14 protein-coding genes are annotated in these 20,810 nt (G+C 44.9%); 5 read left to right on the top strand and 9 right to left on the bottom strand.

Annotated elements, in window-relative coordinates; genetic code table 11:
• Positions 1-31: 31 nt before the first annotated feature.
• From OH459_RS04670 to OH459_RS04650, 5 genes are all read right to left on the bottom strand, one after another.
• Positions 32-1,015: an ABC transporter ATP-binding protein gene (locus OH459_RS04670; RefSeq protein ID WP_005446313.1), complete on the bottom strand. Its 984-nt coding sequence runs from the start codon at positions 1,013-1,015 to the stop codon at positions 32-34.
• Between the two features lie 2 nt (positions 1,016-1,017).
• The gene (locus OH459_RS04665; protein ID WP_005446315.1) at positions 1,018-2,043 is read right to left on the bottom strand and encodes an ABC transporter permease; all 1,026 of its coding nucleotides are present in this window, start codon (positions 2,041-2,043) and stop codon (positions 1,018-1,020) included.
• Positions 2,044-2,045: 2 nt separating this feature from the next.
• Positions 2,046-3,032 (bottom strand): ABC transporter permease, encoded by a 987-nt coding sequence (locus OH459_RS04660; RefSeq protein ID WP_005446316.1) that lies wholly within the window; start codon positions 3,030-3,032, stop codon positions 2,046-2,048.
• A gap of 170 nt (positions 3,033-3,202) precedes the next feature.
• Positions 3,203-4,885 carry an ABC transporter substrate-binding protein gene (locus tag OH459_RS04655; protein WP_005446317.1) on the bottom strand — a complete coding sequence of 561 codons (1,683 nt, stop codon included), beginning with the start codon at positions 4,883-4,885 and terminating at the stop codon, positions 3,203-3,205.
• Positions 4,886-5,705: 820 nt separating this feature from the next.
• The gene (locus OH459_RS04650; RefSeq protein ID WP_009698734.1) at positions 5,706-9,092 is read right to left on the bottom strand and encodes a response regulator; all 3,387 of its coding nucleotides are present in this window, start codon (positions 9,090-9,092) and stop codon (positions 5,706-5,708) included.
• Here OH459_RS04650 and OH459_RS04645 point away from each other — a divergent pair.
• The gene (locus OH459_RS04645; RefSeq protein WP_017189151.1) at positions 9,091-9,324 is read left to right on the top strand and encodes a hypothetical protein; all 234 of its coding nucleotides are present in this window, start codon (positions 9,091-9,093) and stop codon (positions 9,322-9,324) included. The genes OH459_RS04650 and OH459_RS04645 overlap by 2 nt on opposite strands.
• On the opposite strand, the gene rsmC is transcribed toward OH459_RS04645, so the two are convergent.
• The 3 genes from rsmC to hemL form a co-directional block, all read right to left on the bottom strand.
• On the bottom strand, positions 9,321-10,346 hold the full coding sequence (gene rsmC / locus OH459_RS04640; RefSeq protein WP_050936987.1) for a 16S rRNA (guanine(1207)-N(2))-methyltransferase RsmC: 1,026 nt from the start codon (positions 10,344-10,346) through the stop codon (positions 9,321-9,323). The genes OH459_RS04645 and rsmC overlap by 4 nt on opposite strands.
• A gap of 76 nt (positions 10,347-10,422) precedes the next feature.
• Entirely contained in the window at positions 10,423-11,508 is a 1,086-nt protein-coding gene (locus OH459_RS04635; RefSeq protein WP_005449176.1) for an AI-2E family transporter, read from the bottom strand.
• 359 nt (positions 11,509-11,867) lie between these two features.
• Positions 11,868-13,163, bottom strand: a complete 1,296-nt coding sequence (gene hemL / locus OH459_RS04630; RefSeq protein ID WP_005449175.1) for a glutamate-1-semialdehyde 2,1-aminomutase — start codon at positions 13,161-13,163, stop codon at positions 11,868-11,870.
• A 246-nt stretch (positions 13,164-13,409) separates the two neighbouring features.
• On the opposite strand from hemL, the gene erpA reads away from it, so the two are divergent.
• The 3 genes from erpA to OH459_RS04615 all read left to right on the top strand — a co-directional run bounded on the left by erpA (position 13,410) and on the right by OH459_RS04615 (position 18,124).
• Positions 13,410-13,751, top strand: coding sequence for an iron-sulfur cluster insertion protein ErpA (erpA, locus tag OH459_RS04625; RefSeq protein ID WP_005449174.1), 342 nt, complete (start codon positions 13,410-13,412; stop codon positions 13,749-13,751).
• Positions 13,752-13,864: 113 nt separating this feature from the next.
• Positions 13,865-14,980 (top strand): efflux RND transporter periplasmic adaptor subunit, encoded by a 1,116-nt coding sequence (locus OH459_RS04620; protein WP_005449173.1) that lies wholly within the window; start codon positions 13,865-13,867, stop codon positions 14,978-14,980.
• Positions 14,981-14,989: 9 nt separating this feature from the next.
• The gene (locus tag OH459_RS04615; protein ID WP_269985989.1) at positions 14,990-18,124 is read left to right on the top strand and encodes an efflux RND transporter permease subunit; all 3,135 of its coding nucleotides are present in this window, start codon (positions 14,990-14,992) and stop codon (positions 18,122-18,124) included.
• A 36-nt stretch (positions 18,125-18,160) separates the two neighbouring features.
• Here OH459_RS04615 and OH459_RS04610 read toward each other — a convergent pair whose 3' ends face one another.
• Positions 18,161-19,450, bottom strand: coding sequence for a peptidoglycan DD-metalloendopeptidase family protein (locus OH459_RS04610; RefSeq protein WP_005449171.1), 1,290 nt, complete (start codon positions 19,448-19,450; stop codon positions 18,161-18,163).
• Between the two features lie 130 nt (positions 19,451-19,580).
• Between OH459_RS04610 and tyrS the strand changes: the two genes are divergently transcribed.
• A complete protein-coding gene (gene tyrS / locus OH459_RS04605) occupies positions 19,581-20,768 on the top strand; it encodes a tyrosine--tRNA ligase (RefSeq protein WP_005449169.1) in 1,188 nt (395 codons plus the stop codon).
• Positions 20,769-20,810: the final 42 nt, after the last annotated feature.

Below are 20,810 nucleotides of genomic sequence, written 5' to 3'. Positions count from 1 at the left end.
TTTTCTTCTTAGCTAGCGTTATTTTTTGTTGTTAAACCTTAGCTTGAGCAATGGTGTCGCCGTACAAGTGGCAGTTTGAGAGACGACCAGGTTCTATTTGACGTAGCTGAGTTGGTACTCTTGTACAAGCTTCATGGACGCGGTCACAGCGAGCTTGGAAACGGCAGCCTTGTGGAACTTCTAATAAGTTCAGAGGGTTGCCCGGAATACCAGTTAATTTGGTCTTAGGACCAGTTAGTGGAGGGAAAGAGCTACCCAAACCTTTGGTGTAAGGGTGGTAAGGACTTTCCAAAATTTGCTTAGAAGGCGCGACTTCAATCAACTCGCCCGAGTACATGATGCCGATGCGGTCAGAGAACTCGACCATCAATGACAAGTCATGGGTGATGAACAGAATCGAGAAGCCGAATTCTTCTTTAAGTGCGTAAATCTTTTGCAGGATTTCGCGTTGAACCACAACGTCTAGCGCTGTTGTTGGTTCATCCATGATGATCATTTTTGGATTCAGAGCCAAAGCGATAGCGATAACCAGACGCTGACGCATACCACCAGAGAACTGGTGCGGGTAATCGCTCAGACGACTAGGGTGGATATCTACGATTTCCAACAGACCTTCTGCACGTACTTTTGCTTGAGCGCGAGTCATGTTGGTGTGGCGCATAATGACGTCACAGAACTGCTCTTCCATCGTTAGTACTGGGTTCAAAGCGTTCATCGCACTTTGGAATACCATCGACATTTCGCTCCAGCGGAACGCTTGCATGCGTTCATCGCTGTATTTGAGGATATCTTCACCATTGAAAATCACCTCACCACCTGTGATAAACGCTGGCGGCTTATGAAGGCGCATTAGCGAGAAAGCAACAGTGGATTTACCACAGCCAGATTCACCAGCCAGACCGAATACTTCGCCTGGTGCAATGTCGAAGCTAACGTTGTTACATGCGCGGACATCGCCCGCGTCTGTAATGTAGTCTACGCATAGGTTACGGATAGAAATTAGTGGTGCAGTCATGATTATTTATCTCCGCTCCATAGTGCATTTTGTGGTGCCAATTCTGGCTCACGCTCTTTCTTGTCTTGTGCTGCCATTTTCTTCCAGCGCTTCATGCCTTTGTGAGAACGAAGTTGTGGGTTAGCAATTTCATCTACTGCAAAGTTCAGTAGAGCAAGACCAGTAACCAATAGAGTCAGTGCAATACAAGGAGCTAGCACTTCCCACCATGCTCCGATAAGCATTGCTGATGAAGTTTGTACGTTGTACAGCATGATGCCCCAACTGATGGTATTGGCATCGCCTAGACCTAGGAACGAGATGACGGCTTCTGTGTTGATTGCTAGCATTACCGAACCGATGAAGCTTGCACCTACGATTGGGATAAGGTTTGGCAAAATCTCAACGAAGATGATGCGAATGGATGATTCACCAAGAACCTCTGCTGCTTTAACGAATTCTTTCTCGCGTAGTGCCATGGTTTGAGCTCGCACAACACGTGCACCCCAAGCCCAGGAGGTACCGGCGATAATCAATGCAATGGTGAGCGGTCCAGCCTCCCCGATGAAGGCTGCGAGTACAAAGAGCAATGGTAATTGTGGGATTACCAGCATAATGTTCATTGCAGCACTCAATACGTCATCGACACGACCGCCGAAGTAACCCGCTGAGATACCAATAACTGTTGCTAAGAAACACACGATAATACCCGCGCCGAAACCAACACCCAGCGATACTCGAGCGCCGTAAGCAACTTGAGACCAGATATCACGCCCCATACGAGATGTACCTAGAACGTGGTCTGCTTTTTTCGACATCAGCAGCGTGCGACGATCATCTGCTAGGTTTTTTGCAACCCAGCCATCAGGGTTATTTTGTGCTTGTTTTACAACAAAACCAGGGTATTCATGTGGGTTACCAGTGCGCTTATCTGGTGCATGTTGAGTAATCAAAGGTGCAGCTACTGCTACAAAGATGAATACCGAGATAATTGCCAAACCAACACGTGCGAACGCGTTACCTAAAATCAGTTTAAATAGTTCTTTCATGATTATTTGCCTCCCTTACGTAGGCGAGGGTCTAGAATCATGTACAGCATGTCAGCCATTAGGTTGAAGCAAAGCATGAACATCGTCATGATGATTAGCTGACCTTGAAGTACTTGGTAGTCACGTGCGTGAATTGCGTTAAGAAGAACCGTACCTAGACCTGGGTAGTTGAAGATCATTTCGATGATTAGCTGACCACCGATTGCCATACCTAGAGACATTGAAAGTGCGGTTACACTTGGTAGTAGTGCGTTACGAGCTGCGTAGTTGAATACCACACGGTTTTCACTCAGACCCTTACCTTTTGCCATCGTGATGTAGTCTTCAGCAAGAAGGTTGATCATGTTGTTACGCATGTTTACTAGGAAGCCACCGATCTGAACAATCGTCGCACAGAACAATGGAAGAATAGCGTGGTAACCAACGTCTTTTAGGAACTCCCAGCTTGTCCAATCTGGCACAGTACCCGGGGTGTATGCGTAGCCTGATGGGAACCACTTAAGACCGATGGCAAAGATGAACAGTGCTAGCATCGCGATTACCATTTGTGGAATCGCCTGAACAATAAGTGTGCCCGGTGTTACGAATGCGTCGTATCGGCTACCACGTTTCCAAGCTGCGAAGATACCTAGTACAGAAGCAATCGAGAACGATAGCACTACTGCAGTACCTGCTAGGAACAATGACCAACCGAATGCACCACCTAGTAGAGAGTTAACTGAAAGCGGGTAGAACTGGATAGAAGTACCTAGCTCCCAGCTTAGAATGTTTTTGATGTATGACAGGTACTGAATGTAAATTGGACCATCTACGAAACCTAGCAGCTCTTTCATTGCTGCGATTCGCTCTGGCGTTACCTGTACTGATGCGTTAGCAAACATCATGGTAACTGGGTCACCAGGCATTGCTCGCGGAATAATGAAGTTTAACGTCGCTGCAACCAAGAGCGCGACAAGATAGAACGACAAACGTCTTAAAAAATAACCCATAACTCACACCTTACTCACCCAGATTTTTTCCCTGTTTCTGGTTTCAGGTCGCTCCTAGCGAAATTTAGAGCGAAAAATCCCCTGACGACGAGCGCCATATGTTGGTTTGGTCACAAGGGGATTTTTATAGGCGGCACACGGGATGTGTGCCGCTAGAAATGAACTTCTACTTATTTAACTGGTTTTAGGTCCAGTACGTGAAGTAGACGCTCTGGGATACCAGCCCAAATGTTTGGACGGCCCTTAGGATTTTCTTCGTTCCACCAACCAGTGAAGCGAGTTGTGTTGTATTGGTACATGTAAGCACCAGACATCACAGGGATAGTAACTTGGTCTTGAGCGATGATTTGCTGAATACCGTGAGCGATTTCTAGCTGCTCTTGCTTGTCAGCTGTCTTGTAGAAGCTGTTTAGAAGACCATCTAGCTTGTCGTTCTTGTAGAAGTGCATCGCGAAGCGAGGCATACCGTCACCAGATTGTAGTGCTGAGTTGTAAGCACTGTTCCAGTAAGTGTATGGGTCTGCACCGTGGAAGTAGTTGGTGTACGCAACGTCGTAAGTACCTTCAAGCATTGCTTGGTTGTACACAGAGAAGTCTGGTGTACGAGCACGTGCTTTGATGCCTACTTCTGCAAGTTGCTCAACAGCAAGCTGTACAGTGTTGTTGAAGTCAGTCCAACCGTTTGGAGATTGGATCAGTAGCTCGAAAGACTTACCAGATGGCGTATCAACGAAACCGTCTTTGTTTACATCTTTAAAGCCAGCTTTCGCTAGAAGCTTCTTAGCACCTTCAGCGTTGTACGAGTTGTAACCTTTGTACTTGTCGTGAGTCTTCTCGTCAGACCAAGCTTCGAATGCATAGCCAAGACCTGATGCGAAGTCGTTCACTGTACCGCCGCCGTAGAATGCGATGTCAATGATAGTTTGACGATCAAGAGCCATAGAGAATGCGCGACGGAAGTCAACGTTAGTTAGTGCTTCGTGCTTCGCTGCATCTGGGTTCTTGAAGTTAACTACGAACGCTTGAGTACCTGCTGGCGGGTACCAGTAGTGGTGTTTAGGGCTTGCTGCTGCGTAAGTGCGGTCGATGTCTGGAACGAATGAAGAAGTCCAGTCCATTTCGCCGTTAACAATCTTACCTAGGAACTGGTCGTTGTTCGCGATTTGAGGAACACGCAAACAGTCAACGTCTAGGTTAGCTGCATCCCAGTAGTTCGGGTTTTCACACTGGATGTATAGTTGCGGAGTGAAAGTGTCGATCTCTGTAAACGGACCAGTACCTACTGGGTTCTCGTTCGTGAACGTTGAAGGATCTTTTACTTTGCTCCATACGTGCTTAGGTACGACTGGTACTTTAGCAATTTCGTAAGGAACGTTTGAGTTTGCTTCGCTTAGACGGAACTTAACTTTGTAATCGTTAACTTTCTCTACGCCAGTAACCCAAGAGTTGATACCAGATTGGTCTAGTTCTGGCTTCTCTTTTACTAGGTTGAAAGAGTAAACAACGTCATCAGCGGTAAACGCTTGACCGTCAGACCATTTTACGCCTTTACGAATGTCGAAAGTTACGCTCATTAGGTCGTCAGACATTTGGAAGTTTTCTGCTAGACGGAATACTGGCGTGTTGCCGTGCATTTCGTTGAAAACAACTAGTGGCTCGTAGATAAAGTCAGTAGTTGTGTGCAGGTTTGTTGCACCCAAGAAAGGGTTAAAGTTACGAACAAAAGTTGTAAACTCTTTAGGGTGGATAGTCAGTTCACTGCGCTCAGCGGCTGTAGCTACTGATGCGAAACCTGTAGTAGCCGTTGCAATAATTGCTGTTGCTAGTGCTGTTTTTTTAATATTGGCAAGCATAGCTGTTCCTTACTATTTGCTTTCATTTCACTAATGGAATTGAATGTCATCAATTGATAAACACTCTCCAAGGCCCACCTCTTCGCTTCACTGTAATTTGCGTCGCTCTAAGAGTGGCCTGTAGGCCTTAGGCAGGAGTAAGAAAACACCTTATCCACAAAATAATCAAACTCGATTCCCGTTAAAAACGTTAAAAACCATACCAACTCCGTCATAAACGTCATTTTGCTCGTTTTTAAGTCACCCAAGGCTAAAAAATAAACGTTGATATGCGTCGCAGTTTATATCCGCTTTAATATTGTGTGTTAGTGTTCACTTACTTAATTATGTAGTCATGTAGAGGCTTTTCTGTGGTTGTATTGCATTGGGGATCTGGCTCACACCTGAAATTTTTGTTAATTAACTAGGTGAAATTTAATCTGCCGTTCTGTTGTGATTGACTTCGCAATCTGTATCAAATGTTGCTCAATTTTCCCTTGTTGAGGAAAAATAAGTGCGTTTTAACAGCAAAAATGGGCTGTTGATTATGCTTTTTTTATTCAGGAAAGGAAGTGTTTTAAAGGTACTTTTTAAGAAAATTTACGGTAAGGAATGAGCAAGGAATAACACGACTTGAATTGTTTCTACAAATGCCGTTGCTTTTGGTTTTGATAGCTTGCTTCCAGCTTCTTATACGTTAATTGCTCAGTCCCATCGCTGCTCTGTAAGCTCCATTGCTTGCTTCTTACTGCGAGTATGGAGAAGCATTACTGCGCAATGGATAATGGCAGGGATAAAAAAGCCCCGCCTAAGTGGCGGGGCTAGTATTTGCTGTTTGGTATTAACTTGTAAGGAGCCTTTGCATTTTATCGCGTTGCGCTTCAATGTAAGCTCGTTCAGGGCTTTGTTCTTTACAGTGCTCAAGAATGAACTCGATTGAGCTTAGAACCGTTCTCCAGCGCGGTGTTTTTGGTAATGTCTCAATGCGCATGTATTTATCGAGTGTCCGAGTTTGCAACGTACTGCGGTCGAGGTAGACACGCCATAAACCACTTTGCTCCGCAAAAGCAAACTTAGTTTCTCCAGTCACTGATTCCCAGTATTCCAATGCATGAGTCATCGTATCGACTAATACTTCGCGCATCAGCTCTTGTTTATCTTTCTTGTTCCCCAATGCTTTATCTGCAAGGCGAGTAAACTCACCGCCAAGTTCTTTCAGCTTCTGCAATTGGTCTTTATCACCATCAAACGCATAACTTGATAGAACTTCAACCGCGGTTTCTAGATTATGGATACGAGCTGCGTTTGCACCACCACCTACGTTAAAGATGTACATAACATCTAGACCAGATCCTTCAGGTAATTTGAGAATGTCTGCTTCAATGTTTTGACGAATATCTTCGATGTAAATATCAATCTTGCCACAGTAATGTGGTTGTTTAACTGTCAGGAATTTAGGTGCAATAAGTTCATCTGCCGAAGAGCGTTTTAACTGCTCTAAGCTGCGTTTAAATAGCTTGCATGCCGCTTCGTTCGCAAAGCGAATACGTTGATCCTCGCGAAGGCAAATAATGGCTTCAGGTGCTGATTCTAGTTGTTCTAATAATCGACCTTGAGTCTCAAGCAAGCTAGCTTCTACTTCAGCACGCTGGCGCAGCTCCGATTCCAGTAACTTGTTCTCGATGTGGCGCATTTCTGCTTTACTTGCGGTTAAGTGCGCTTGAATACGTGCGGCGAGTTCCTGCTTATTGAATGGCTTGGTTAAGTAGTCATTCGCACCTGCTTCGAAGCCTCTTACTCGATCTTCTGTCTGACTTAAGGCCGTCAACATAATGATTGGAAGCTCTGCGTGATCATAGGTCTCTCTAAGCTCACTACATACTTGGTAGCCGCTCATGCCTGGCATCATGATATCGAGTAGAAGCAACTCTGGTTTTTCTTGCTCGATTAAAGCAAGTGTTTCAGGACCATCAGAAATAGTGCGTACGCGGTAGCCTTCAAGCCTTAGGAAGCTTTCAAGAACGCGTAAGTTAACCGGTTCGTCATCAGCAACATACAACAGCGGACCATCAGGGTTCTCTGGTAATGATAAGTCGTCGTTGTTTTCAAAGTTCGCTTCTGGAATTTGGAAGTGTCCACGCGCCGCAAGGCTCTGTGTTGCTTGAATCTCTTCTTCATTAGCAAGTGGCAGAGTAAAGCTAAATGTAGTGCCGACCATTGGTTGACTACTTACATATAACGATCCACCCATCAATTCGATAAGTTGACGGCTGATTGATAAACCCAAACCAGCGCCTTGACGGTAGCGACTAGCGTCTTGGCCGGCTTGAATTAAAGGTTCAAAGATATGCTCAAGATGTTCAGCCGGGATACCCTGGCCAGTATCAACCACTTGTACGCGGACTTGATCGTCCACGACGGTGGCAGAAATTACGATCTTACCTTCAGAAGTATATTTAATTGCATTACCAATTAGGTTGTACAGTACTTGTTCCAAGCGTTGTGGATCGGCAGACACCGCTTTTAGATCGGCAGGGACCTGGTTAATGATACGAATCGTCTTGTTGCCTAGTAGGTGACTTGAAAGCTCAAGCACTAAGCGAGTCGCACTTGCTAGGCTCACTGCCGATTTTTGGATATCCATGCTGCCATAGCGCATCTTGTGGTAATCCAATAAATCGTCAACAAGATTTGCCAAACGTTGACCACTTTTGATGATGATATCCAATTGGTATTTTTGACTCGCAGGAATTGCACCATTAGCACCAGATACTAAAGTCTCTGCAATGCCGACCATACCGTGTAATGGTGTACGTAACTCGTGAGAGGTTGTCGCTAGGAACTCATCTTTCAGCTTATCTGCCAACTGCAATTCTTCGTTTTGCTTTTGGATCAATTTGATGTTGCTTTCTAGCTCTTCATTTTGCTGCTTAATGGTTTGGATCTTTTCTCGAATTGAGCGTTGCATGCGCTCAAAGCTGATCGCGAGTCGACCGATTTCATCTTTACGCTCTGTATTAAAGGTCGTTTCGTCCAGATCACCAGCAGATACTTTCTCTGCTGCCCAAGTCAGCTTAAGAAGCGGGGAGGTGATGAAATTAGATAAGTAGTGTGAGGCGATCACAACCAAGATGATCGCAATCAGCATCGCAATAACAAACAGCTTCTCGAGCTGGTGGACTCGAGCAAAGGCTTCTTTTTCTGGAAGTTGTACGACAATCGCCCAAGTTAGACCGCGAGTTTCAATTGGCGCAAATGCCGCAATCATCTCTTCACCCAAGCGGTTGCTGTAAGTACCTACTTCTGTGTCGCCTGCGAGTGCTTTATCGACAATCTCTAAGCTGTTTTGGATTTCTTCCTGTTTGGTGTTAATGGTGCGAGGTTTATGATCGCTGCCCACTAGTAAGGTTTCAATCGAGGAATCGCGGTTGATTTCAGCAATAAGCTTAGTAATGCCGTTGTTTGGTAAGCGGAACATCGCATAGCTGTGCAGGTAGCCTTGTTGGACAATCGGTGCGCCGAGCCAAGCGACCTGTTTACCATTTTCGATATCAAAGTCAGACACGACAACTGGCGTGTAATCTTCATTGACCTTACGACGTGCACTCACATCTTCAGACAAACGTTTAAAGGTGCGCCCTAGCGCCGTATCTTTGTAGCGTCCTGTCAGTAGGTTAGTGCCATAGTTGTCGTCTTTATTGATTGAGTAAGTGACATTACCATCGATATCAACCAATAAAATGTCATTAAAATCAGATCGCTTTAACAGCTCTAGGTATGCCCAGTGGTAACGTTTGTGCAATAGGCGGTAACGTTCGCTGCCAACGTAGTTAGATGATTCCGGTAAAATCGAGGTTTTGATTTGATCGCCACTGCCTTTGATATAGCGCTGCTGTGCGTTTTCTCTGGCTTCATCAATATCGTGACCCAAGCGACTAAACGCATTGACCAAACCGTAGAATCGTCCGCCGCTGGCGTAAGCAAGTTCGGAGCGTACGAAGCCCATGACTTCAGTCTCTTGAGCTGCAAAGTAGTCGATGATCTGTTGTTGTTTGGTATCACGAACTGAAAGAAGGTGCGATGTGCTTTGTTCTTGAAGATCTTTACTGTGTGATTGCAGGAAGAAAATCGCAGTGATCGTCAGTGGCGTGATACTAAGAACCAAAAACGCGGTCATTAGCGTGCTTTGCAGGCGCTTAAATTTCTGCTTTTTGTAGAATTTAAACATGGATAAGATTACAACTCATAAAAGGGCAGCGACCAATTTACTGGGGCTTGCCAAGGTTCTCGTTAAAAACGGACAAGAAGTTAAATTCGATAGAATTAACAAAATTAACGAGTTTTTTTTCTTTGACAAGAAAGTTGATTGGAAAGCGTGGGGAGAGACGCAGTTTTTCGTTGAGTTGAATGAATTTTGGCAAAGGTTTGCGCAGGATTTCACCTGCGCAAAGAGAAATTAGGATTTTTTCGCGTAGTATATCGAGAATTTATTGGTCTTATTTAGCGTCTCGCAATTATTGAATGCTTGCTCAATAATTGGTGGGTATTTTAAGAAGCTGTTTGCCACAATCACCATTTCACCCTGTTTAGTCATGTATTGTGGTGCTTGACCCAAGAGTGTTTCCGCAGCGTTGTAGTTTGTATCTAGACCACTGTGAAACGGCGGATTACTGACGATAAAGCGATAATCTTTTGCCGTATCGGAATAGATGTCTGAAGCAAACACACGTCCAGTTATGCCATTCGCTTCTAATGTTGCTTGGCTTGATGTGATGGCATAAGCGTTAATATCACACATCTCAATCGCGATATCTGGGTTGGCTTTTGCCATGAATGCACCCAGCACTCCTGCACCACAGCCAAAATCGAGCACCTTGCCAGATAGTTTAGGTAAAGTCTCAAGCAGTAATTGACTGCCTAAATCAAACTCACCATGGCTAAATACACCAGGAAGGCTCTTAACTGTAAGTGATTGCTCACCCAAAGTGACGGTGTAGGATTTAAACCAATCTGCTTGATTGAAAGGCTTTGGCTGGTTAAGGCAAGTACCCCAGTAGAATGAGCAACGGCGAGCTGAGTCGTACTTGTTCACTGGACCGTACTCTTTGAACATTTTCTCAATGCTCTTGATACCTGAACGGTTCTCACCAACGACGACGATTTCTGTATTGGTGCCAAGTTTCGCCATCAACATTGCCAGCAAGTATTCTGCCTCAGATTTAGCTTTTGGCCAGTACAGAAGCACCATGTCTGCTTGTGTCTCAATATCAAACTCTGAGCCAAAGTGGCTCTTCACCTTGTTCGATGTGCGAATTTGACGGTAGTAGCTGTAGTTAGAAGTAAAAACCTCCACTGACTCACAATGAGCCACTAACTCGAGAGGAAATAGATCTTCAACTTCACCAGCGACTAAAACGTGTTTTCCGTTAAAGTACTCAAGTTGGCGCTGAGCTATTTGGCTAGGAGCAATATAAGCAGACATAAATTTGGTTCATCAGAAATAATTAGGGGCAGATTTTCGCACAATCTGCCCCAAGCTTGAAGTGATTAAGCAGCGACTAACTGTTGTCTTGTTGGTTGAGGAAATCCTTAAACTCTTCTTCGTAGATGTTAAACAACACCATGGTGACGGCAAAAATCAGTGGACCGTAGATAAGACCGATCAAACCAAATAGATGCAAACCACCCAATAGAGAGAAAAATATCATTAGCGTGTTCATACCCGCGCTGCCTTGCATTAGCAGAGGGCGTAATAGGTTGTCGATAGAGCCGACTACCACGACACTCCATACCGTCAAGAAGATTGCCCAAGTGGTGTCACCGGTTAAGAACAAGTACGCTGCGGCTGGAATCCAAATTAGTGCCGTGCCAACTACAGGGATAAATGATGCAAAGCCCATCATGGTTCCCCAGAATAAACCAGGGAAGCCTGCAAGCCACATACCGATACCACCAGCAAAGCCTTGAGCAATCGCGGTTAAGAATGACCCCATTACAGCGGATTTCGAGACTTGTTCAATCTCGGTCAGAATTTTGTCTTCTTGGCTGCGTGAGAGGGGCAGAATATGACGCATTGCTGAAATGATCTTGTCGTGGTCACGTAACAGGAAGAACAAAACGAACAACATTAGGAAAAAATCCATTAGGAAGTTCGTTGCATCACCTAGGATTTTTGCGCTTATAGCTACAAGGTTTGAACCAAATGATGTTGCGAATTGCCCGATCTTTTCTGCGATGGCTTGTGGTTCGATTTTGTCGAAAGGTAAGTACTCATTAACCAACGCTAAACCTTTGACTACCCAAGGATGTTGGAAAATATCTTGGATGCCACCATTGGTTACCCACTTGTAGGTATTTTGCGAAAATACCGAACCTTGCTGCACGATAGCGGCAAAAACAAATAGTAATGGAATCACGATAATAAAGGTTAAAACCACACAAGAGAGCAGTGAGACCAAGTTTTTGTGATTAGGTAGTTTTCGTTCAAACCATTCATGTATTGGGAACATGAGCAGTGAAATGATAAACGCCATGACGATCGAGTTGATGTAAGGTTCGACCAACAAATAGCAGGCAAAAGCAGCGGCGAGCAGCGCAACAACTAGCACTCGATGACTCGACGTGATTTTTACATTATTCGGCATGTGATTAATCCAAATTACGGAATATTTACGTTTACGCCTTATACCACAGCGCAAAATCTTTATTACTTTGCACCGACGATTCTTTCAAGCTTATGACATAGCTGAATTGGGAAGGTGCAGTTGACCTTGTTATAATGACCACAAATCAGGTGGTTATCAATCAAGAGATGGAAAAATGGGTTGTTGTAACAGCGATAAGAAATGCCAGAGCGAAAAGAAGACCAGACGCATTCCTTGGTTTGGGATTGTTCTTGGGATTCTTGCCATCTTAGTCATCTTTAATTGGCAAGCATAATTCAAATAATAAAAAAGGACCTCGAAGGTCCTTTTTTGGGAATTTATGTTCTGGGAAGGAACGCTTATTTTGATTCTTCTGCCAGAATTGCGAAACAACGATCCGCAGCTTCTAGTGTTGCGTCGATTTCTTTTGAACCGTGAGCAAGAGAAGTAAAGCTTGCTTCGAATGCTGATGGTGCAAGGTATACACCGTGTTTTAGCATTAGGTGGAAGAAACGCTTAAAGCGCTCGACATCGCACTTAGTCACGTCTTCGTAGCACGTTACGGTTTCTTGGTCAGTGAAGAAGAAACCAAACATGCCACCCACTTGGTTTACTACCATTGGGATGCCGTGTTTTTCAGCAAGAGCTTTGAAGCCTTCAGCAAGTTGTTTGGTTTTTGCAGCAAGACGTTTCTCGTTACCTTCTTCTTTTAGCAGGTTCAAACATGCAAAGCCTGCCGCCATTGCTACTGGGTTACCGGAAAGTGTGCCCGCTTGGTATACAGGACCTGTTGGCGCAACATATTGCATGACTTCTTTACGACCACCAAAAGCACCCACTGGCATACCGCCACCGATCACTTTACCTAGTGTCGTTAGATCTGGTTTGATGTTGTAGTGTGCTTGCGCGCCACCTAGAGCTACACGGAAGCCTGTCATTACTTCATCAAAAATCAGTAGAGCGCCTTCTTGGTCACAGATTTCGCGTAGACCTTCGTGGAAGCCTTCTACTGGAGGGATACAGTTCATGTTGCCCGCTACTGGCTCAACGATGATACATGCGATTTCGCCTTTGTTTGCGGCGAATAGTTCACGTACTGAATCTAAGTCGTTGAATGTTGCCGTTAGTGTGTGCTTCGCAAAATCGGCAGGAACGCCAGGAGAACTTGGTTGACCTAGAGTTAGTGCACCTGAACCTGCTTTTACTAGCAAGCTGTCTGCGTGACCATGGTAACAGCCTTCGAACTTCATGATCTTGTCACGACCAGTAAAGCCACGAGCAAGACGGATAGCACTCATTGTTGCTTCCGTACCAGAACTTACCATGCGGATTTGTTCCATAGATGGCACTAGCTCAGATACAAGCTCGGCCATGGCAATTTCCATTTCAGTTGGCGCACCGAAACTTAGGCCGCGTTGTGCAGCATCGATAACTGCTTCACGGATAACTGCGTGGTTGTGACCTAGAATCATAGGACCCCAAGAGCCAACGTAATCAATGTACGCTTTACCATCGGCATCAAAAATCAGGGCACCGTCTGCTCGTTCGATAAATAGCGGAGAACCGCCAACGCCGTTGAATGCACGAACTGGTGAGTTCACACCGCCAGGAATGGTTTGCTGAGCCTTTTGATATAGCTCTGATGATTTGGTCATGGGGTTATCCTCTTTTGATTGCTCGGACCAAGTGGAGCGCATTGTACCTAGCTAATCTCAAGTTAGAAACGTTTTGGGTAATTTATGTGTTGTCTGGCGGTGTAATCTTACATATCAGCATCTGATCTAAAGAATCGTCGGTGAATACTTGAACGAGTTGGTCAGGTATTGGATAATCGCTCTAATTAGCACAAATTTGACGTCTCGCTACAGGCTTGACGCATTACACGAGTGAGAGAGGTCTTCGTGAGCGAAGTAAACGTACCATTGTCTTTTTCTGATGCAGCAGCATCACGCGTTAAAGCGCTGATTGCGGAAGAAGAAAACCCAGCACTGAAGTTACGCGTATACATTACTGGCGGCGGCTGTAGCGGTTTCCAATATGGTTTCACATTTGATGAGAGCGTAAATGAAGGTGATACTACGATCGAAAACAGTGGTGTAACACTGGTTGTAGACCCAATGAGCCTGCAATACTTAATCGGTGGCGTGGTTGATTACACAGAAGGTTTAGAAGGAGCTCGCTTCTTCGTTAATAACCCAAATGCGACGACAACCTGTGGTTGTGGTGCATCATTCAGTGTGTAATTAATACGACAACAGGCAGCCAATCGGCTGCCTGAGTTTTACGTAGCAGGAAGTCACGTAAACGCCCTCTCGCTTTCATGATGAAGTGGGGGTAAAAATAAAAAGGACTTTATATGTCTGGAACTTCTTTCGGACGTCGTTTTGTCGAACGTCCATGGCTAGTCTCTCTAACGCTTGTTATCGCTTTGGCTGCTTGGCTCGCAATGGGTCAACTCAATGCACAAGACGAATCGGTCTCTTCTCCATCTTCTCAATCAGATGATACGCCTGTCGCAAAGGTGATGTTCAACTCTTTTGAAGCACAACCAACCAGTAAAACGATTGAACTTTACGGTCGAACTGCGCCGAATCGGCAAGCTCGTTTAGGGGCAGAAGTCGCAGGTAAGATTGTGAGCTTGAACGTGCAAAAAGGACAAAGTGTTAAACAAGGGCAGGTGATAGCCAACATTGATGAGCGCGATCTAGATATTCAACTTAAACGCGCCAAAGCAATGCTGCGAGTAAAAGAAAAAGAATTTAAAGCCGCAGAATCTTTGAAGAATAGAGGGTTGCAAGGTGAAGTTGCTTTTGCCACTGCTCAAGCGGCACTTGTCGATGCCCGAGCAAACTTAAGCAATGTTGAAACTGCACTTAAAAATACCAAAGTAAGAGCCCCTTTTGACGGCATTCTGGACCATCGATTCGTTGAAGTGGGAGATTTCGTTGGCGTCGGCGACCCAATAGCCACTGTAATTGACTTAGAGAAGTTAGTCATTGAAGCGGATGTGAGTGAACGTCATATTCAGTATTTAAAACAAGGTCAGCAAGCCGATGTTAGAACCATTGATAACATCCATCATCAAGGCACCATTCGTTATATTGGGCGCGTATCTTCAACTTCGACCAATACATTCCCTATAGAAATCGAGATTGATAATCGAGAGAGTGCGATGCCTGCGGGTGTCAGTGCTGAAGTGGTACTGTCGCTAAGTGAAGTTCTGGCAGTGAAAGTGACCGCAGCCATGTTGGCGTTAGATGAAGAAGGCAATCTTGGTATCAAAACGCTTCGTGATCAGCATGTTCATTTTGTGCCTATCCAACTGGTCAAAGCTGAGAAAGACGGTGTCTGGTTATCCGGCTTAGGAGACCAAGTTGACATCATTGTGCTTGGACAAGGCTTTGCACGTGATGGTGATTTAGTGATGGCGACAAAAGTCGACGATGCCATTGAAGCTGCGAACCAGCAATAAGGAGGCAATATGTTTGCTTTGATTGATGCTGCGTTATCGCGTGCACGTACCATGCTTACATTGTTGGTGATGATTTTGATTGCCGGAGTGATCACCTACATTACGATTCCGAAAGAGTCGAGCCCCGACATTACCATCCCTATTATCTATGTTTCGGTTAGTCACCAAGGTATTTCCCCGACCGATGCGGAGCGCTTATTGGTTCGTCCGATAGAGCAAGAACTTCGTTCAATAGAAGGCGTTAAGGAGATGACCGCGATTGCTTCAGAGGGACATGCGTCGGTTACTCTAGAGTTCAGTGTCGGCGTTGACTTAGCTGAAGCTATGGCTGATGTTCGTGATGCGGTGGATCTTGCTAAACCTAAATTGCCTGAAGACAGTGATGAGCCAACAGTTAACGAAGTAACATTCGCATCTGAAGAGCCTGTCCTCACTCTGGTTCTGTATGGCACAGTCCCTGAGCGTACAACAGTACAAATCGCACGAGCTTTACGTGATAAGTTAGAAAGCTATCGTCAGGTATTGGAAGTCGATATTGCGGGGGATCGCGAAGATATCGTTGAGATCGTGGTCGATCCGTTATTGATGGAAAGTTACGGTTTGGATCAAGCCGATATCTACAATTTGATTGCTTTAAACAACCGAGTGGTTGCTGCTGGCTTTGTCGATACTGGTTATGGTCGCTTCTCGGTTAAAGTCCCTTCCGTATTCGATTCGTTAAAAGATGTATTAGAGCTGCCGATCAAGGTAAATGGCAAAGAGGTGATCACTTTTGGTGATGTCGCGACAGTGCGCCGAGCCTTCCGTGACCCTGAAAGTTTTGCTCGTTTAGATGGTGAACCAGCGGTGGTGCTCAATGTGAAAAAGCGTGCCGGTGAAAACATCATAGAAACGGTTGAGCTCGTTAAACAAGTTCTGATTGAAGCGCAAAAGCAGACTGGTTGGCCGAATAACCTGCAAGTTAAATACACTTGGGATCAGTCTGATGACGTTAAGCTGATGCTTAGCGATCTGCAAAACAACATTCTGTCTGCAATTATTCTGGTCGTTATTGTCATCATTGCCATTCTGGGTGTTCGAACGGCACTGTTAGTTGGTATTTCTATTCCGGGCTCTTTCTTAACTGGCTTATTGGTGTTGTCGGTTTTTGGTTTGACCGTCAACATCGTGGTGCTATTCGCACTGATTATGGCTGTAGGCATGTTAGTCGATGGTGCCATTGTTGTTACGGAATTTGCTGATAGGCGGATGCAAGAGGGCACACCACGTAAAGAAGCATATAGGGATGCAGCAAAACGTATGGCATGGCCGATTACTGCTTCTACAGCAACCACTTTGGCAGCGTTTGCACCACTGCTATTTTGGCCGGATATTACTGGTGAGTTCATGAAATACTTACCATTAACTCTCATTGCAACCCTCAGTGCTTCGCTAATGATGGCATTACTTTTCGTCCCTGTGATTGGTGGAATCATTGGTAAGCCTCAAGTCGTCGATGCACAGCGTCAGCAAGAGATGGTTGACCTGCATAATGGTGAATTTGATAAAGCGACAGGCATTACCAAGCTTTATTACCAAACCCTGTCTATCGCGATCCGACATCCATTGAAAGTGTTACTCAGCGCAATTTTGCTCGCGGGTGGTGTTGGCTTTACTTACAACAAAGCCGGCTTAGGTGCGGAGTTCTTTCCTGAAGTGGATCCCGCCTTCTTTACGGTCAAAGTTCGTTCTTATGGTGATTTGTCGATCAATGAGAAAGACATCGTAATGAAAGAAATTGAGAAAGTAATGCTAGGGCATGATGAGTTTGAAAGCGTCTACACACGTACTGGTTCCGATTCAAATGATGGTGATGAGATTGGTCAAATTCAGATCACGCCGGTGGATTGGCAATATCGTCGTAAAGTCAAAGATATTATTGAGGAACTTAAGCAAACCACCAATCAATTCTCCGGTGTTGAGTTGGAATACAAATTCCCCGATGCAGGACCACCAGTTGAGCATGATCTCGTGATTGAAATGTCGGCGCAAAACTCAAGTATCGATCAATTGGACAGTGCCGCCAAAATGGTTCGTTACTGGGCTGATCGTAACCCTGCGTTAACTAACTTAAGTGATACAACGAATAAAGAAGGAATTGATTGGCAGATTGATATCCGCAGAGACGATGCTTCTCGCTTTGCGGCCGATGCAACTTTGGTTGGAAACACCGTTCAGTTTGTTACCAACGGTTTGAAGATTGGTGATTATCTTCCTGATGATGCCGATGAAGAAGTCGATATCTTAGTACGTTATCCGCAAGATAAGCGTGATATTGGGCGTTTTGAACAGCTGAGAGTGAAAACGGCTGCGGGCTTAGTACCGATTACTAACTTTGCTCAAATTAAACCGGATCATAAGCAGGATACGATTCGCCGAGTTGATGGGCGCCGAGTGGTAAATATCAAAGCGGATATGGTTGAGGGGTATAACCTCGCACTGGAGCTACCAAAGATAACGGCGGAAGTGGCGCAATTGGGTTTACCTGCTGGGATTGAGTTTAAAATTCGTGGGCAAAACGAAGAGCAAGAGAACTCTTCCGCTTTCTTGCAAAATGCTTTTATGGTTGCTCTTGGTGTGATGGCGCTTATTTTGATTACTCAGTTTAATAGCTTCTATCAAGCCTTTTTGATCCTAAGTGCAGTGCTTTTCTCTACGGTCGGTGTGTTTGCTGGATTGCTGATTTTCCAAAAGCCATTCGGCATTATTATGTCGGGCATTGGGGTGATCGCACTGGCCGGGATTGTTGTGAACAACAATATTGTATTGATAGATACTTACAATCAGATGCGTAAACGAGGGCTAGAAAAGTCAGAGGCAATTTTGCGTACCGGAGTACAGCGTCTGCGACCTGTATTGTTGACCACAGTAACGACGATACTTGGCTTGCTGCCAATGGTGCTAGAGATGAACATCGACTTAGTTAACCAGAAGATTGAATTTGGTGCACCGAGTACGCAGTGGTGGTCTCAATTAGCAACTGCAGTTGCAGGTGGGCTCGCATTTGCAACCGTGTTAACTCTAGTGCTTACTCCATGTTTATTGATGCTAGGTAGAGAGCACAATATTGACGAACCTGAACCTGAAACAAAAGAGGCAGCGTAAGCTGCCTCTTAGGTATTGTCGTGAATCACGACTTATTTATTTCATTGCGAGCAACTTACTGTAGCGTTCTAGTTTTGCCATGCTCACTTTTGCGTTCGCCATGAAGGTTTGTTTTGCTTTACCCGTTAAAGATTTTGACTGCGGAAGCTTAACTGTTCTAGCGTTCTTGTGTACGCCGTTTACCAAGAATTCGTAGTGCAAGTGAGGTCCCGTAACCCGCCCAGTGCCGCCGAGCGTACCAATGGTTTGTCCTTGTTTCACTCGTTGTCCTGTCTTAACCATGCGTTTAGTTAAATGCAGGTATTTGGTAATGTAAGTGTTGCTGTGTTTGATGAACACATAGTTGCCGTTAAACTTATTGTAGGCAGACTTTTGTACCACACCATCACCAGCAGCCCAGATCGGTGTGCCAACAGGCGCAGCGTAGTCGGTGCCTCGGTGAGGACGAACCTTACCAGTGACAGGGTGTAAACGACGAGGGTTGAAATTAGACGTTACGCGACGGAAGTCTAATGGCGCACGCAAAAAGGCTTTCTTCATGGCTCGACCATTTTCATCGTAATACTTGCCGCTCTTTTCATCCAAAATTGCAGTAAAGGTATCACCTTGGTTCTTAAACACTGCAGCAATAATTTTTCCTCGCCCAATGACTTCACCTTCGACGACTTCTTCTTGGTAAAGCACACGGAAAGTATCGTTTTTACGAATATCCAATGCAAAGTCGATGTCCCAACCAAAAATGCCTGCCAGTTCCATAATTTGGTTTGCATTCAACCCAGATGAAATACCGGCATTCCAGAAGTTAGATTTAATCGTCGCTTCAGCGTAGTTGTACTGATAATCGACTTCTTTTTTATCGATCTCTGAGACGTATTTGTTGCCTTGCAGCTTAATGCGGAAAGTTTCAAACGCATTCAGCGTACGTTGAAGTTGAACAAAGTCGTTGTTTTCATCAAACCCAAATTTCAGCTTATCTCCTGGACGAAGACGAGAGAGCTGCTGTTTGATTTCTTTATCTGAAGTGATCAGTTCATGCAAAAGACGAGGGGATAAGCCGACGCGGTTAAAAAGTACCGCTGCACTTTCCCCATTTTTGACCTTATATGTTTCCCAACGCAAGACAGAAGGAAGATTAGAAGAAGCGCTGCGCTCTGGTGATTCGACAGATATCGACACTGGATAATGCTCGCCAACTTTAAGGCGGCTTTGCTGCGGATCGAGGTCTTGCGGATCGGGTAAGAAAAATAGCGCGACGATGATAAGCGCACTAAAAAAGCCGATCAGTACTTTGTGCAAGAGTGGGAGTCGGACAAAAATCGAATGCATGAGGTACTTGATTACTAAATTAAACGTAAAAATTGACAACTACCTAGTCTAACGTGTTTCAAAATGCATCGCTATTCAAGTAAGATGTTCAGCTATTATATTTTTGCCAAATCTGTGGGAGTGAACAAGAATGGCGAGCATTGAAGCTGCACTAGCCGAGATTAAGCGCGGTGTTGAAGAGCTGATTCCAGAAGAAGAGCTGATCGCAAAACTTAAAGAAGGTCGTCCTCTACGTATTAAATTGGGCGCCGATCCAACAGCACCTGACATTCACCTAGGTCATACGGTTATTTTCAATAAGCTTCGCTTGTTCCAAGAACTAGGTCATGAAGTGACATTCCTTATCGGTGATTTCACTGCAATGGTTGGTGACCCAACAGGTAAGAACACAACTCGTCCTCCGCTAAGCCGTGAAGACGTGCTACGTAACGCAGAAACGTACAAAGAACAGGTGTTCAAAATCCTAGACCCAGCTAAGACAAAAATTCAGTTCAACTCTGAGTGGCTATCTGAGCTTGGTGCAGAAGGCATGATCCGCCTTGCTGCAAACCAAACTGTTGCTCGTATGCTAGAGCGTGATGATTTTAAAAAGCGTTACGCTGGTGGTCAGCCAATTGCTATCCATGAGTTCATGTACCCACTACTTCAAGGTTGGGACTCAGTAGCAATGGAAACTGACGTTGAACTGGGTGGCACTGACCAGAAGTTCAACCTACTGATGGGTCGCGAGTTGCAAAAATCTCACGGTCAAAAACCACAAGTTGTTCTTATGATGCCACTTCTAGTCGGTCTAGATGGCGAGAAGAAGATGTCTAAATCTTCTGGTAACTACATTGGTATCAGCGAAGCACCAAGCGAAATGTTTGGTAAGATCATGTCAATCTCTGATGATCTAATGTGGAGCTACTACGAGCTGTTGTCTTTCCGTCCTCTAGAAGAAATTGCACAATTTAAAGCGGATGTAGAAGCAGGCAAGAACCCTCGTGATATCAAAGTACTGCTAGCAAAAGAAATCATTGCACGCTTCCACAGTGAAGCAGATGCAGATGCGGCAGAGCAAGAGTTCGTTAACCGTTTCGCGAAAAATCAAATTCCTGACGAAATGCCAGAGTTTGATTTTGAGACTGGCACGCCAGTAGCAAATCTATTGAAAGAAGCGGGTCTATGTGCTTCAACTTCTGAAGCTATGCGCATGGTTAAGCAAGGCGCAGCTAAGATCGAAGGCGAGAAAGTTGCTGATGCGAAGTTTGTTCCTGAAGCAGGCACTTACGTATTCCAAGTAGGTAAACGTAAATTCGCACGTATTACTATTAAGTAATCAATAACTGTTCAAAATGAAAGCGCCTTATAGGCGCTTTTT

The organism is Vibrio sp. MM46, from assembly GCF_027587135.1.
In the GTDB taxonomy this organism is placed as follows: Bacteria; Pseudomonadota; Gammaproteobacteria; order Enterobacterales; family Vibrionaceae; genus Vibrio; species Vibrio harveyi.
The sequence above is the reverse complement of the archived record's forward strand: the minus strand, read 5'-3'. Positions and strand labels throughout refer to the sequence as shown.